The following is a 14,133-nucleotide window of genomic DNA, read 5'->3' as shown; positions in this document are numbered from 1 at the left end:
CGATTACGTCCCCCCTCGTTGGCGGCGTAGCTCAGCTGGTTAGAGCACGGCACTCATAATGCCGGGGTCAGCGGTTCAAGTCCGCTCGCCGCTACCAACACTTTACCCCCCCCGATATCAGCGGCCGGACGCCATCAGGCGGGGCAACGAGCCAACACGGCCGCCTGGCTCGCGCTACCGGTGCTGATCATCGCGACGGTCGTGGTTGGCGTAACGCCGTTCCTCAGCGCGGCGCCCCCCGGGGTCACGCACGCGACGATGCCCGTGCTGCCGGGCGGGAGGCCGACAATGCCGTTCAGCAGCGTGAACCCCTGCTGCGCGCCCACCGTGGCGGCGGCGCCCAGGATCACGCCCCCCAGAACGGCGGCGGCGATGCGGGTGGAGAAGCTGGGTGTGGGCATGGGATCATCCCGGTTGCGGCTCCAGCTTGGCGGGCGCGATTCCGGGCGTCCAATCGGTCGCGCCGATCCCGCCCATCAGCCCCCGCCATTCCCGCTGAAGCGGCCATCGGCCTCAGCCATCACCGCCTCCATCTCCGCCTGGTTCGCCACCTCCACCAGCCCGTCGCCGCGATCGAGGCCGAGGCGCCGGCGGAACAGGAAGAGCAGCGCCACGCGCACCTCCACCACCGCCTCGCCGCCCTCCATCCCGTAATCCGCCGCCACCACGCGCTGCTGCGCGGGATTGAGGCGCGAGGCCGGGCGAAGCCGGATGGCGAAGCGCCGCTCCCAATCCGGATCCGGCGGCAGCGGCCCTGCATCCCGCGTCGCGCCCAATTCGAGCATGCGTGGAAACAGCAGATGCTCGTGCCGCTCGGCGTCATGGTTCCAGGCGCGCAGATGCCAGCGCAGCCCGTCGCTGGCGAAGGCCACGGGGGAGATCCAGCGCCAGGCGGGCTCGGGCTGGTTCATCGGCTGGTAGAAGACGCGCAGCGCCTGCCCTGCGCGCCGCGCCTGCGCCAGGCGCCGCAGCAGCCAGGGATCGAGCCGCCGCGCCGGCAGGGGCATGATCTCGACCGGCAGGCCGTGCGGCGCCTCGGCATCGCGCAGCCAGGCCTCGGCGCTGGGCTCGCCGAAGAGCGGGCGGAAATCCGGCCCCGCCAGATAGGTCTTCTCCCGCGTGTCGTAGCGCAGGTTGGCGGGCGCGCGGGCCTGGTAGTCGCGCAGGTCGTTGGTCGCCTGCGGCACCGAGATTCCGAAGCGGCGGATCAGGTCGGCGCGGTTCACCCGCCCCTCCCAGAAGGCGGCGAGGTCAATGGCGCGCAGCCGCGCCTCCTGGCTCCAGCGGAGGTCCGTGGCCCGCGGCGGGGGCGATTCGCCGCTCATGATGCGGATAGAAACTATGTTGACGCGGGTTCCGCAATACGAATAGAAACTACGCGGACCATTCATCCGGCCCAGACTCATCACGCAACGCCGCTTTCGGAGCCTCCGGGAGCGAAGGGAGGAACTTTGCCCATGCTCAACCCCTTGAAACGCCTGCTTCCCCTGCTGCTGGTGGCCGCCCTGCTGCCCGCCTGCGCCACCATCACCACCGGCACCAGCCAGAGCATCGCGGTGATGACGGAACCGCCCGGCGCCAGCTGCACCCTCTCGCGGGATGGCAGTGTCATCGCGGTGGTGAACCCGACTCCGGGCACCGTCACCGTCAGCAAATCCACCCGCGACATCGCGGTGAACTGCACCCGCCCTGGCCACCTGCCCGGCGTCGCCAGCCACACCGCGCAGTTCCAGGGGATGACCGTCGGCAATGTGCTGCTCGGCGGGCTGATCGGCTTCGGCATCGATGCCGCCTCGGGCGCGCTCTCCTACTACCCGTCGAGCCTCACCCTCTCGCTGCCGCCCGAAACCTTCGCCAGCGAGCAGAGCCGCGAGTCCTTCTTCACCCAGCGCGCGGCCGAGACGCGGCGGATCTTCGACGAGCGCATCCGCGCCGTGGACACCGGCTGCGGCCCCGGCGAGCGGCCCGCCTGCAACGAGCGGATGCAGGCCCTGGGCCGCGAGCGTGACGAGGAGCTGGCCCGGCTGAACGCGCTGCGCCTCGTCACCCGCGTGGGCGCCTGACGCCCGCCGGCGGGGCGCATCCCGCGCCCCGCCCCTGCCCCTCCCGCCCGGCCCGAGACAAGATGACCCAGATCCCCAGCCTGCTCCCCGCCGTCACCGCCCTCGCCGAACAGGCCGGGCGCATGCTCGCCGACGAGTTCACCCGGCCGGGCGGCCCGCAGGGCCAGTCCGGCCACGCGCCGGTGGATGACGCGATCGAGTTCATGCTCCGCCCCGCCTTGCTCAGCCTGCTGCCCGCCGCCTGGCGCGGCGAGGAGACCGGCGCCGCCGCCGGGCCCGGCAATGACTTTTGCTGGGTGGTGGACCCGCAGGACGGCACCAGCGCCTTCCTCGCCGGGCAGCGCGGCAGCGCCGTCTCCATCGCCCTGCTGCGCGGCACCGTGCCGGTGCTGGGCGTGGTGCATGCCCCCCTGCCGCCCGATCGCGGCCCCGACACCATCGCCTGGGCCGAGGGGATGGACCACCTGCTGCGCGACGGCGCGCCCTGCCCGAGGCCGCCGCGCGGCGCCCGCCTCTCGCCCGGCGACGTGGTGCTGATGGCCCCCGCCGCCGCGCGCTTCCCCCTCGGCAATGGCCGCGCGGTACAGCCCGCGCGCTTCGTGGCGCTGCCCTCCATCGCCTATCGCCTCGCGCGCGTGGCGGCCGGAGATGCGGCGGCGGCGGCCTCCGTCATTCCCACCAGCGGCTGGGACTACGCGGCCGGCCATGCCCTGCTGCGCGGCGCGGGCGGCGTGCTGCTGAACGAGGCCGGCCGCCCCGTCACCTACGGCGAAGCGGGCGAAAGCGCCGCGCGCCGCTGCTTCGGCGGCGCCGCGGGCATCGCGCGCGAATTGTCGAACCGCGACTGGAGCAGCCTCGCCGAGGGCCATCCCCTGGCGCCGCGCACCACCCCCGCCGGGCCGCGCCTCGGCTGGGACCTGGCGCTGGACCGCGCGCTGGGCTGCCTCTTCGGCCAGGTGGCGGGGGATTCGCTGGGCTCCCTCGTCGAGTTCAGATCCCCCGCCGAGATCGCCCGCCGCTACCCCGAGGGGCTGCGTGACCTCGCCGATGGCGGCACCTGGAGCACGCTCGCCGGCCAGCCGACCGATGACAGCGAATTGGCGCTCGACCTCGCGCGCACGCTGGCCGGCCGTGCCGCATGGTCGGCCGAGGCGGTGGCCGCTGCCTATGCCGGCTGGCACCGCTCCCGCCCCTTCGACATCGGCGGCACCACCGCCCAGGCGCTCTCCGCCGCCGCCGCCGCGCCGGAAGGGAACGCGGCCGAGGCCGCCCGCCACGCCGCCAGCACCTACAGCAAGGCCAATGGCGCGCTGATGCGCTGCGCGCCCATCGGCCTTTGGGCGCGCCATCCGGCGGAGGCGGCGGCGGCCGCACGGGAGGATGCGCGCCTCACCCACCCCAACCCCATGTGCCAGGCGGCCTCCGCCGCCTTCACCGTCGCCATCGCCACGGCCCTCGCGCGGGGTGACGGCACCGCCATGCTGGATGCGGCCGAGGCCGAGCTGCGCCGCGACGCGCCGGAGGAGCTGTGCGTGGCCCTGGCCCTGGCGCGGCAAGGCGAAGGCCCGGCCAGCTTCACGCACCAGCAGGGCTATGTCCGCATCGCCTTCCAGAACGCCTTCCGCCACCTGGCGCTCGGCACGCCGCTGGAAGGGGCGCTGGTCGCCACGGTGGCCGAGGGCGGCGACACGGACACCAACGCCGCCATCTGCGGCGCGCTGCTGGGCGCCGCCCAGGGCAGCGCCGCCGTGCCGATGCGCTGGCGCATGGCGATCCAGGCCTGCCGCCCGATCGAGGCGCTGGGCGCGCTGCAACCCCGCCCGCCGCGCTACTGGCCCGATGACCTGCCCGCCCTGGCCGAAGCCCTCCTGAGCCGCGGCTGACCGGCCGCGCCCGCCTCTGGTATCCTGCCTCCTCAGCGAGAGTGTTCCTCCCCATGCGCCTTCTTCACACCGCGGACTGGCATCTCGGCCGGGCGCTCTGCGGGCAATCCTTCCATGCCGAGCAGGAGCGCCTGCTGACCGGCGCCTTCCTCGACATCCTGCGCGAGACGCGACCCGACGCCGTGCTCCTCGCCGGCGATGTCTATGACCGCGCCCTGCCGCCCGCCGATTCGGTGGAGCTGCTGGATGACGTCCTGCAACGCATCGTCCGCGGCCTCGGCATTCCCGTGGTGATGATCGCGGGCAATCACGATGACGAGCGCCGCCTGGCCTTCGGCGCGCGGCTGCTGCGCCCCTCGGGGCTGCACATCTGCGACAGCGCGATGGGCTGCGCCTTCCCCTTCGAGGACGCGCATGGCCCGGTCTCCATCCTGGCCGCCGGCTATGGCACGCCCGCGCTGCTCGCCAACCTCTTCGGCGCGGAGGCGGGCATCACCACGCATGATGCGGGCTTCGCCGCCGTCACGGCCCATCTGCGTGGTCTGGCCCCGGCCGGTGCGCGCACGGTCGTGGTCGCGCATGCCTTCATCTCGGGCGGGCTGACCAGCGAGAGCGAGCGCATGCTCCAGGTGGGCGGCAGCGGCGCCGTCTCCGCCGCGCATCTGGCCGGCTTCCACTACACCGCGCTCGGTCACCTGCATCGCCGGCAGAGCATGGCCGAGGGGCGCATCGCCTATTCCGGCTCGCCACTCGCCTATTCCTTCGCCGAGGCGGGCGGCACGAAATCGGTCACGCTGGTGGAGCTGGACGCCGCCGGAAACGTCACCGCCGAGGACATCCCGCTCACGCCCCGCCACAAGCTGCGCGTGCTGCGCGGCACGCTGGCCGAGGTGCTGGCGATGGCCGATGACCCGGGCCGCGAGGACTGGCTGCAGGTCATCCTCACCGACCGTCAGCTCGGCGCCAAGGCGCTGCTGCAGGAGCGCTATCCCTTCGTCCTCGAGCTTCGCTTCGAATCCCCGCTGGCCATGGGCGAGGCCGGCGCCACGCCCGGCGCGCGCATCCCGCAGGATCCGCTGGAGGCGCTGATGGCCTTCCGCGCCGCCATCGGCGCGGGCGACCTCGACGGCGAGGAGCGCGCGGCCGCCATCCAGGCGATCAGCGCCGCGATGCGCGCGGAGCCCTGACGCCATGCGCCCGGAAATCCTCCGCCTCTGCGCCTTCGGCGCCTATGCGGCCGAGCAGGAATTCGACCTGGCGGCGCTCGGTCCGCATCGCCTCTTCCTGATCCATGGGCCGACCGGCGCGGGCAAGACCACGCTGCTGGACGCCATCTGCTTCGCCCTCTTCGGCGAGAGCAGCGGCGAGGAACGCCGCGCGAATGACCTCCGCAGCCACCACGCCAGCGGCGCGACCGAGACCTTCGTCGAGCTGGATTTCGCGCTGGGCGAACGGCGCTACCGCATCCGCCGCACGCCCGCGCAGAGCGTCACCGGCAGCCGCGGCAAGCCCGTGCAGCGCACGCCGCAGGTCACGCTCTGGCAGCGCGGCACGGATGGCACGCTCGCCGTGCTGGCCGAGAAGACGACCCCCGTGGCCGACCGCATCACCGAGCTGCTGGGCTACCAGGCCGATGAGTTCCGCCAGGTGGTGCTGCTGCCGCAGGGCCGCTTCCGCGAATTGCTCACCGCCGCCCCCGATGACCGGCAGAAGATCCTGGCCACGCTGTTCCGCACGGCGCTCTACAAGCGCATCCAGGCCGGGTTCGCGGAAATGGAGGCCAAGGCCAAGGCGGCCGCTTCCGAGGCCCGGACCCAGCGCGAAACCCTGCTGGCCGAGGCGCGCGCGGAAACGCCCGAGGCCGCCGCCGCGAACGCCGCAAGTCATGTGGCGGCGCTGGACGAGGCGACGCGCCAGGCGGCCAGCGCGGCGGCGCTGGCGCAGCTTGCCGCCGCCGCCCTCGCCGAGGGCCGGCGCGGCGCCGAACGCCTGACCGCCGCCGCCGAGGCCGCCGCCGCGCTGGCCGCGCGTGAAGCCGAGGCCCCCGCCATGGCGACGCAGCGCGCGCAGCTCGACGCCGCCCGCCGCGCGCAAGGACTGGCCGGCGAGGAAGCGACGCTGCGCGCCACGCGCGACGCCGCGCAGGAGGCCGCCTCACGCGCCCAGACGGCGCAGGATGCGGCGGAGAAGGCGCGCGCGCGCCGCGCCGCCGCCATGCGCGCCCTGGGCGACGAGGCGGCGCGCGCCACCGCGCTGGATGCCGCCACCCGCCAGCAGCACGAGCTGGAGGACCTCCGCATCCGCGCCGCCAGCCTCGGCGAGAGCGCGCGCCTCGCACGCGAGGCCGATGGCACCCTGGCCCGCGCCACCGCCGCGCGCGATGCGGCCCGCGCGGCGCAGGAGGCCGCCCGCGCCCGGGCCGACAGCGCCGCCATCGCGCGGCAGGAGGCGGCGATGCTGGCCGCCCAGCTCGAACCCCGCCGCGCCGCCATGACCCAGGCCGCGCAGCAGGCGCAGGACGCCGCGGCGCTGACCGGCGCGGAGGCGGCGCGCCTCGCCGCGCAACAGGCGCTGGCGCGGGCCGAGGCGGGGGCGGCGATGGCCAGTGCCGCGCTGGAACAGGCCAGCGCCGCCCGCGCCGCCGCCGATGCCACCGCCTGGGCCGCCGCCGCCGGAGAGCTCGCGCTGCAACTGCGTGACGGCGAAGCCTGCGCCGTCTGCGGCAGCACGCATCACCCGCACCCCGCCACCACCGCCACGCCGCAGGGCGAGGACCGGGTGGTGGTGGCGCGGCGCGAGGAGGCGGCGCGCGCCGCGCATCTCAAGGCCAGCACCCAGCTCACCCGCGCCCAGGGCGAGCTGCAATCCGCCACCACGCGGCGCGACGACCTCGCCCGCCGCCTGTCGGATCCGCTGCCCGAGGGGGCCGTGGCCGCGACCGAGACCGCCTTCCGCGCCGCCGAGGGAGCCGCGACACGCCTGCCCGCCCTCGACGCCGCGCTCGCCCAGGCGGAGGCGGCGCGCCTCGCCGCCGAAGCCGAGCTGACCGCGCGGGAGGTGGCGCGCGCAGCAGCGCAGGAGGCGGCGACCATCGCCGCCGCCGCCCATGCCACACGGCTCGAATCCGTGCCGCCGGAGGCGCGGGACGAGGCGGCGCTCGCCGCATCCCTCGCGACCGCGCAGGCACGGCTCACCACGCTCGCCAGCGCGCTGGAGCGCGACCGGAAGGAGGAGGCCGCGGCCGGCGCCGCCCTTCAGGCCGCCGAAGCCGCCGCCATCGCCGCCACCACGGGCGCGGGGGCCGCGCAGGCCGCGCTGGAAGCCGGCAAGGCCCGGATGCACGCCGCCTGCGAGGCCGCGGGCTTCGCCACCCTCGCCGCCTATGCCGAGGCGCGCCTCGCCCCCGCCGAGATGGAGGCGCTGGCCGCGCGCATCGAGGATTTCCAGCTGAAGCTGGAGCTGGCCCGCGCCGCAGCCGCGCGCGCCGCCCGCGACATCGAGGGTCTGGCCGCCCCCGACCTCGCCGCGCTGGAATCCGCGGCAAGCGCGGCGCAGGAAGCCGCCCGCGCCGCCACCGTGCTGGAGGGCGAGGCGCGCGAGCGGGCCACGCAATCCCTGGGCCTCGCGCAGCGCATCCAGGAATCCGACGCGGCCTTCGCCACCGCGCGCGCGCGCCACGCCCTGCTCGACAACCTCGCGCGGCAGACGCGCGGCCAGAACCCGCGCCGGCTGGACCTGGAGGGCTTCGTGCTGGCGAGCCTGCTGGACGAGGCGCTGGCCGCCGCCAATGCCCATCTGCACCGCATGATGGCCGGTCGCTACCACCTCGCTCGGCGCGAGGATCCCGGCCGCGCCAATGCCGCCATCGGCCTCGACATCGAGGTCTTCGACGAGCACACGGGCCAGTCACGCCCCGCCGGCACGCTCTCGGGCGGCGAGGGGTTCTGCGCGGCGCTCTCCCTCGCGCTCGGCCTCGCGGAGACGGTGCAAGCCCATGCCGGCGCGCGCCCGGTGGACACGCTGCTGATCGACGAGGGCTTCGGCAGCCTGGACGAGGAGGCGCTGGACAAGGCGATGGAGGTGCTCTCCGGCCTGCAGGGCGGCTCGCGCCTCGTCGGCATCATCAGCCATGTGGCGGAGCTGAAGACGCGCATCCCCGCGCGCCTGGAGGTGACGCCCGGTCTCCGGGGCAGCAGCGCGCGCTTCGTGGTGGGTTGAGCACGGCGGGCGCGAAACGGGGCGGGCGCCATGCGCCCGCCCCTGTCACGCCTGCCTTCAGCTGTAGGTGCAGGTGAAGCGGATCGCGCGGCCCACATCCACCGCGGAGGGCGCACCGGAGCCGGCCGGGTTGTTCACCCGCAGCGTCAGGAACTGCACATCCGCCTGCTGCCAGGCGGTGAGGTTGATCGTCGCGACGTGGCGCACCACGACGAAGCGGATGCTGCCGATGACGATCTCGTTCACGGAGAGCATCCGCGCGGTCATCGGGCGGTTGCCGCGGTTCTGGAACTGGCCGTGATACTGCACCTGCGCCGTGCTGCCATCCGAGATGACGTTGGCGTAGAGCGAGTTCGTGGACAGCACATTGTCGCAGTAGGTCGGCAGGCCCTGGGCGGCGGCCGGCGCCGGCTGGGCGAGGCTCATCACCGCGGCGGCCGCGGCGGCGAGGGCAGTGGTCCTGGCAAAGAACGTCATGGCACCGTCTCCTTTTCGCGTGGAGGTCATCTCCCACGAGCGAGACTATGCGCGCGAGACGCGATAGATAAAACGCTGCGGAAACGATCACCAGGATCGGCGCGGCCGATGGAGCGGCCGCGCTCCACCCTCACACGTCGAGGTTGGCGACCTTCAGGGCATTGCCGACGATGAAGTCGCGGCGCGGCTCCACCACATCGCCCATCAGCGTGGAGAAGACGCTCTCGGCATCCTCGGCATCGTCCACCCGCACCTGCAGCAGCGTGCGTACCGCCGGGTCCAGCGTGGTCTTCCAGAGCTGGTCGGGGTTCATCTCGCCCAGGCCCTTGAAGCGCTGGAAGGAGAGGCCGCGCCGGCCCTGCGCCAGGATGCGGTCGAAGGCGGCGAGAGGGCCGCGCACGGCCGCCTCCTGCCCCTCGAAGGCGAGCTTCGCGCCCGCTTCGAACTCCGCGCGGAGCTTGGCGCGGCGGTCATCCAGCCAACGCGCCTCGCTGCTGCGGAGCGCCGCGACCGTCAGCGTGTGGCGCTCGGCCACGCCGCGCACCATGCGGTGGATGTGGATGCCGGCCTCGTCCACCGAGGCCTTCCAGCCGCGCTCGGCTGGCGGCGCCATGGCATCGAGGCGCGTCACGAAATCCTGCGCGCCCTCCATGGCGCGCTGCTGGTCGGGCGTGAGGATGCCCGCCATCGCCGCTTGCTCGACGATCTCGACGGGTACATTGGCGGCGAGGCGACGGATGCGCGAGGTGGTCTGGCGCAGCCCCTCCACCACCTCGGCCAGCTCGTCGCCGGTGACGACGCGGCCATCGGCCAGCGTCATGCGCGCCCCCGCCGTCGCCTTCTCGATCAGGTAGTCCTCCAGCGCGCGGTCATCCTTGAGGTAGCGCTCCTCATTGCCGCGCTTGGCGCGGTAGAGCGGCGGCTGCGCGATGTAGAGGTGCCCGCGCTCGATCAGCTCGGGCATCTGGCGGAAGAAGAAGGTCAGCAGCAGCGTGCGGATGTGCGACCCGTCCACATCCGCGTCCGTCATGATGATGATCTTGTGGTAGCGCAGCTTGTCGGCCGAGAAGCCACCCTTCGCGGGCTCCCCCGTGCCGATGCCGGTGCCGAGCGCGGTGATCAGCGTGCCGATCTCCGCACTCGCCAGCATCTTGTCCACGCGGGCGCGTTCCACGTTCAGGATCTTGCCCTTGAGCGGCAGGATCGCCTGGTTCGCGCGGTTGCGTCCCTGCTTGGCCGAGCCACCCGCGCTGTCACCCTCGACGAGGAAGAGCTCGCTCTTGGTAGGGTCCTTCTCCTGGCAGTCGGCGAGCTTGCCGGGCAGCGTGGAGATATCGAGCGCGTTCTTGCGCCCCACCTTCTCTCGCGCGAGCTGCGCCGCCTTGCGCGCGACGGCGCTGAGGACGACCTGATCGAGGACGAGCTTCGCCTCCTTCGGATGCGTCTCGAACCAGTGCGACAGCGCGTCGGCGACGGCCATGTGCACCACCGGCTGCACCTCGGAGGAGACGAGCTTGTCCTTGGTCTGCGAGCTGAATTTCGGGTCCGGCACCTTGACCGAGAGCACGCAGGTCAGCCCCTCGCGCATGTCGTCGCCGACCAGCTCGATCTTCTCCTTCTTCGCCAGGTCCTCGGCGTATTTGGAGACGATGCGGGTCAGCGCCTGGCGGAAGCCCGCCTGGTGCGAGCCGCCATCGCGCTGCGGGATGTTGTTGGTGAAGCAGAGCATCACCTCGCGCGGGGAATTGGTCCACCACATCGCGAGCTCGACGCGGATGCCGTCGCCTTCCTTGGCGATGACGCTGATCGGCGGCTTGAAGAGGGATTCCTTGCCCTTGTCGAGCCATTCGACGAAGGCGACGAGGCCGCCATCGAACTTGAACTCGGCGCTCTGCGCGGGAACGTGGCGGTCGTCGCGCAGCGTGATGGCGAGGCCCGAATTGAGGAAGGCCAGCTCGCGCAGGCGGCGCTCCAGGATATGGAAGTCGTATTCCACCTGGGTGAAGGTCGCGGCCGAGGGCTTGAAGGTCACCTGCGTGCCCTGCGGATGGTCGGACGGGCCGATCACCTTGAGCGGCTGCACCGTGTCGCCATGCTCGAAGCGGATGAAATGCTCGATCCCGCCGCGCCAGATGCGCACTTCCATCCATTCGCTGAGCGCGTTCACCACGGCGGCACCCACGCCGTGCAACCCGCCCGAGACCTTGTAGGAATTCTGGTTGAACTTGCCGCCGGCATGCAGCCGCGTCAGCACGACCTCGGCCGCGGAAATCCCCTCCTCGGCGTGGATGTCCACCGGGATGCCGCGCCCGTCATCGGTGACGGAGACGCTGCCATCGCCGTTGAGCACGACATCCACGCGGCTGGCATAGCCGGCCTGCGCTTCGTCCACCGAATTGTCGATGATCTCGAAGGCCATGTGGTGCAGGCCCGAGCCGTCATCCGTGTCGCCGATATACATGCCGGGGCGCTTGCGCACCGCCTCCAGGCCGCGCAGCACGGTGATCGAGGCGCCGGTGTAGTCGGCGTCCGAAACCTGGTTCGGGGTCTCGTCACCGGTCGGGGAATCGCTGCTCATCGGGAATCGGAAAACCTCTGGAAGAACCTACGGTTTATGCCCGATTTACGCGCCGAGGGACAGGGGCGCCGGATGGGCCTCCCCCGGAGCGATCCGCCAATGGGCGGCGCGGCCTGCCAGGGGGTGGAACACCTCGGGATCCGTGCCGGTCAGGAAGCTCTGGGCGGGCAGCGCGGCCAGCGCGGCAAACAGCGCGCCGCGCCGCGCCTCGTCCAGATGCGCGGCCACCTCATCCAGCAGCAGGAGGGGCGCGAAGCCGCGCGCGGCGGCGATCAGCCCGGCATGGGCCAGCACGGTCGAGATCAGCAGCGCCTTCTGCTCGCCGGTCGAACACAGGCCGGCCGGCATGGCCTTGGCCGCATGGGTGAAGAGCAGGTCCGCCCGGTGCGGGCCGCTCAGCGTCGCGCCCGCCGCCGCATCCCGCGCGCGGGAGGCGGCCCAGGCATCGCGCAGCGCCTCCTCGGCCGCGAGCGCCGGCATCTCCTCCAGCAGCGCCGCCGCCGGGCATTGCAGCGCGAGGATGGCGGCGGGGAAGGCGCTTTCGGCGACGCCCCCCTGGGCCGCGTTCAGCCGCGCCACCAGGGCGCGGCGTGAGGCGGCGATGGCGATGCCGTGCCGCGCCATCGCATCCTCCAGCGCGGCCAGCCAGGCGGGCTCGGCCCGGCCCTTCTGCAGCAGCCGGTTGCGGCCGGCCATGGCGGATTCATAGGCCGTCGCCTCGCGCGCCAGATGCGGCTCCAGCGCCATCGCGAGGCGATCCAGGAAGCGGCGGCGCCCGCCCGCACTTTCCTGGAACAGGCGGTCCATCTGCGGCGTGATCCAGACGGCGGCGACGCGCTCGGCCAGCTCCGCCTGGGCGCGCAGCTTCTCGCCATCCAGGCGGAAGGCGCGGCGGTCGGCGCTGCCTTCCTCCAGGCTGCCGGTGCCGATCTCGAAGCCGCCCAGCCCGTCATCAAAGTGGCCCGAGACGCTCCAGCTCGCGCCGCCCTGCATCGCCACGTCGCCGATGCGCGCACCGCGCAGGCCACGCCCGGGGCCGAGCAGGCTGATCGCCTCCAGCAGGTTCGTCTTGCCCGCGCCATTGGGCCCGGTGAAGACCAGCATGGGCTCGGCAAAGCGCAGCTCCGCCTGGGCGTAGGAGCGATATCGCGTGAGGCGGAGGCGCGTGAGGCGAAGCATGGCGAAGGGCGGCCCGAAAGGGGGGTGATCCACAGGCCGCGCGCGGTTCCTTTGAGAGGGGCGGTCCTTATGCCCTGGCTTCGCGCCAAAGCCCAAGTTTCTCCTGCGCCGCGCGGTCGGAATAGGCGAAGAGCACCAGCTCGCTCGCCGCCTCCAGCTCCAGCGCCTGCCAGGAGGGGACGACGAAGCAGTCGCGCTCCATCAGCGCGAAATCCTGCCCGCCGATGCGCGCCGTGCCGCGCCCCGAGACCACGACGAAGATGGTGCCGTCCGTCGCCTGGCGTGGCCGCGTCGTGAAGCCCGCGGGCAAGAGCCGCACATGCGCCGCGATGGTGGGCATGATCGGCCCGCCATCGGCCGGATTGGTGAATTCCAGCGCATGGCCGAGATGCGGGTCGGGCGCGTCATGCGTGGCGATCGCCCGCAGCGCCGCACGCCACTCGGCGAAGGGGTAGTGGAACAGCGGCAGATGCGCGGGACGGCGCGCGGCCGTGGTGCCGGCGAAGGGGCGCAGATTGCGGCCATAGCGCGCGAGCGTGTCGCCCGCCGGCGCCGTCTCGGGATGCGCGGAGTCCGGCAGGCGTTCGGCAAAGCTGGTCTCGAAGAAGCGCACCATCGGGATGTCGAGCCCGTCGAGCCAGATCATCGGCGCGTCGCTCGCATTGCCATGGTCATGCCATTGCCAATTCGGCGTGAGCACGAGGTCGAAGGGCCGCATCACCGCCTTCTCGCCATCCAGCGCGGTGAAGGCGCCATCGCCCTCCATCACGAAGCGCAGCGCGCATTGGGTGTGGCGATGGCAGGGCGCGACCTCGCCGGGGAGAATGAGCTGCAGCCCGGCATAGAGCGAGGGCGTGGCGCAGGAGGAACCGGGCAGCGTCGGATTCTCCATGATCAGCACGCGGCGCTCGGCCTGTTCCGCGCTGATCAACCCACCCGCGCGCAGCAGGAACTCGCGCGCCTCGGCATAGCGCCAGAGGACGGGCGCCGCGGCGGAGCGCGGCGTGGGCGTGACCAGGCCGTGCAGCACCTCCCAGAGCGGATGCAGGTGGTGCGGCGCCATCTCGGCATAGAGCTGCCGGAGGGCGGCGTCGTTGGGGCTCTGTGGATGATCCATGGCGCGCTCCCGGGGTTGCATGCGGAGGATAGGCGAGAGTCGCGCGGGAGTAAAAACGTCTCAAAAAACAATAAACAGTCTTTTAAATAAACAAAATGCAGGTTCGACACAATTATAGGTTTCATCCGTTAACGGATCGTGTATAAGAATGGCAGGTGCAACCTCCAACTGTAAGGAAATTGAGAATGTCTGACCGGACTGAGATTAACCGCGGTGAGATCGTTCTGATGGCGCTGCGCTTCTCCCTCCTCGCCGCCTCGGCCGCCCTGGTCGGCGTGCTGGGCCATGTCGCCTGGAAGATCATCTCCGCCTGACCGCAGCGGCCCCCCTCGCCCGACGGGGTGAGACACGGCCACACGGTCCTGCGGCGACGCGGCCCCCCCTCCCGCGCTGCCGCATGACCGCCTTGCCCGACCGAAACCGCTTCGGATCAGGCGCCCCACCCAGGGCTCCTTGATCCTGGCCTCCGCCGCTCCCCCCACCCCTTTTCCCGCGGCGGAGGCCCTTTTTATCCCGCCCCCGGACCTTCACGGCCCGGGGGCACACCGCCCGCCTCCCCGCCGGGATGCGGGATGCAGCGGCCGACACCCAGGCCGCCGTGATCCGGCGCGGATTATC

11 protein-coding genes and 1 tRNA gene are annotated in these 14,133 nt (G+C 72.6%); 6 read left to right on the top strand and 6 right to left on the bottom strand.

The annotated features are described in order from the left end of the window. Positions 1–20: 20 nt before the first annotated feature. Positions 21–97 (top strand) — tRNA-Met (locus tag R9Z33_RS04370). Between the two features lie 37 nt (positions 98–134). Here R9Z33_RS04370 and R9Z33_RS04365 read toward each other — a convergent pair. Then, positions 135–401 carry a hypothetical protein gene (locus R9Z33_RS04365; RefSeq protein WP_318650085.1) on the bottom strand — a complete coding sequence of 89 codons (267 nt, stop codon included), beginning with the start codon at positions 399–401 and terminating at the stop codon, positions 135–137. 75 nt (positions 402–476) lie between these two features. Beyond that, positions 477–1,325 (bottom strand): WYL domain-containing protein, encoded by an 849-nt coding sequence (locus tag R9Z33_RS04360; protein ID WP_318650084.1) that lies wholly within the window; start codon positions 1,323–1,325, stop codon positions 477–479. 144 nt (positions 1,326–1,469) lie between these two features. Here R9Z33_RS04360 and R9Z33_RS04355 point away from each other — a divergent pair, with 144 nt between their 5' ends. The 4 genes from R9Z33_RS04355 (at position 1,470) to R9Z33_RS04340 (ending at position 8,164) form a co-directional block, all read left to right on the top strand. Next, positions 1,470–2,063: a hypothetical protein gene (locus tag R9Z33_RS04355; protein WP_318650083.1), complete on the top strand. Its 594-nt coding sequence runs from the start codon at positions 1,470–1,472 to the stop codon at positions 2,061–2,063. 62 nt (positions 2,064–2,125) lie between these two features. Continuing rightward, complete coding sequence (locus R9Z33_RS04350; protein ID WP_318650082.1) at positions 2,126–3,946, top strand: inositol monophosphatase family protein; 1,821 nt, start codon at positions 2,126–2,128, stop codon at positions 3,944–3,946. A 53-nt stretch (positions 3,947–3,999) separates the two neighbouring features. After that, positions 4,000–5,133: an exonuclease SbcCD subunit D gene (locus R9Z33_RS04345; protein ID WP_318650081.1), complete on the top strand. Its 1,134-nt coding sequence runs from the start codon at positions 4,000–4,002 to the stop codon at positions 5,131–5,133. Between the two features lie 4 nt (positions 5,134–5,137). After that, a complete protein-coding gene (locus R9Z33_RS04340) occupies positions 5,138–8,164 on the top strand; it encodes an AAA family ATPase (protein ID WP_318650080.1) in 3,027 nt (1,008 codons plus the stop codon). A gap of 57 nt (positions 8,165–8,221) precedes the next feature. On the opposite strand, the gene R9Z33_RS04335 is transcribed toward R9Z33_RS04340, so the two are convergent. The 4 genes from R9Z33_RS04335 to gtdA all read right to left on the bottom strand — a co-directional run bounded on the left by R9Z33_RS04335 (position 8,222) and on the right by gtdA (position 13,515). Beyond that, entirely contained in the window at positions 8,222–8,641 is a 420-nt protein-coding gene (locus R9Z33_RS04335) for a hypothetical protein (protein WP_318650079.1), read from the bottom strand. 130 nt (positions 8,642–8,771) lie between these two features. Continuing rightward, complete coding sequence (gyrB, locus tag R9Z33_RS04330) at positions 8,772–11,219, bottom strand: DNA topoisomerase (ATP-hydrolyzing) subunit B (RefSeq protein ID WP_318650078.1); 2,448 nt, start codon at positions 11,217–11,219, stop codon at positions 8,772–8,774. Between the two features lie 45 nt (positions 11,220–11,264). Then, entirely contained in the window at positions 11,265–12,398 is a 1,134-nt protein-coding gene (gene recF, locus R9Z33_RS04325) for a DNA replication/repair protein RecF (RefSeq protein ID WP_318650077.1), read from the bottom strand. A 67-nt stretch (positions 12,399–12,465) separates the two neighbouring features. After that, on the bottom strand, positions 12,466–13,515 hold the full coding sequence (gene gtdA, locus R9Z33_RS04320; protein ID WP_318650076.1) for a gentisate 1,2-dioxygenase: 1,050 nt from the start codon (positions 13,513–13,515) through the stop codon (positions 12,466–12,468). A gap of 185 nt (positions 13,516–13,700) precedes the next feature. Here gtdA and R9Z33_RS04315 point away from each other — a divergent pair, with 185 nt between their 5' ends. Beyond that, the gene (locus R9Z33_RS04315; RefSeq protein WP_318650075.1) at positions 13,701–13,829 is read left to right on the top strand and encodes a hypothetical protein; all 129 of its coding nucleotides are present in this window, start codon (positions 13,701–13,703) and stop codon (positions 13,827–13,829) included. The last annotated feature ends 304 nt before the right edge of the window (positions 13,830–14,133 follow it).

This window comes from Sediminicoccus rosea, from assembly GCF_033547095.1.
GTDB classification, from domain to species: Bacteria; Pseudomonadota; Alphaproteobacteria; order Acetobacterales; family Acetobacteraceae; genus Roseococcus; species Roseococcus rosea.
Note: the sequence above shows the minus strand (reverse complement) of the source record. Positions and strands in the feature narration are given on the sequence as shown.

Bases quoted from the DNA above. Each gene is read 5' to 3' on its own strand.
- R9Z33_RS04315 (WP_318650075.1), top strand. From the start codon at position 13,701: ATGTCTGACCGGACTGAGATTAACCGCGGTGAGATCGTTCTGATGGCG.
- R9Z33_RS04360 (WP_318650084.1), bottom strand. From the start codon at position 1,325: ATGAGCGGCGAATCGCCCCCGCCGCGGGCCACGGACCTCCGCTGGAGC.
- R9Z33_RS04340 (WP_318650080.1), top strand. From the start codon at position 5,138: ATGCGCCCGGAAATCCTCCGCCTCTGCGCCTTCGGCGCCTATGCGGCC.
- recF (WP_318650077.1), bottom strand. From the start codon at position 12,398: ATGCTTCGCCTCACGCGCCTCCGCCTCACGCGATATCGCTCCTACGCC.
- R9Z33_RS04365 (WP_318650085.1), bottom strand. From the start codon at position 401: ATGCCCACACCCAGCTTCTCCACCCGCATCGCCGCCGCCGTTCTGGGG.
- gyrB (WP_318650078.1), bottom strand. From the start codon at position 11,219: ATGAGCAGCGATTCCCCGACCGGTGACGAGACCCCGAACCAGGTTTCG.
- R9Z33_RS04350 (WP_318650082.1), top strand. From the start codon at position 2,126: ATGACCCAGATCCCCAGCCTGCTCCCCGCCGTCACCGCCCTCGCCGAA.
- gtdA (WP_318650076.1), bottom strand. From the start codon at position 13,515: ATGGATCATCCACAGAGCCCCAACGACGCCGCCCTCCGGCAGCTCTAT.
- R9Z33_RS04335 (WP_318650079.1), bottom strand. From the start codon at position 8,641: ATGACGTTCTTTGCCAGGACCACTGCCCTCGCCGCCGCGGCCGCCGCG.
- R9Z33_RS04345 (WP_318650081.1), top strand. From the start codon at position 4,000: ATGCGCCTTCTTCACACCGCGGACTGGCATCTCGGCCGGGCGCTCTGC.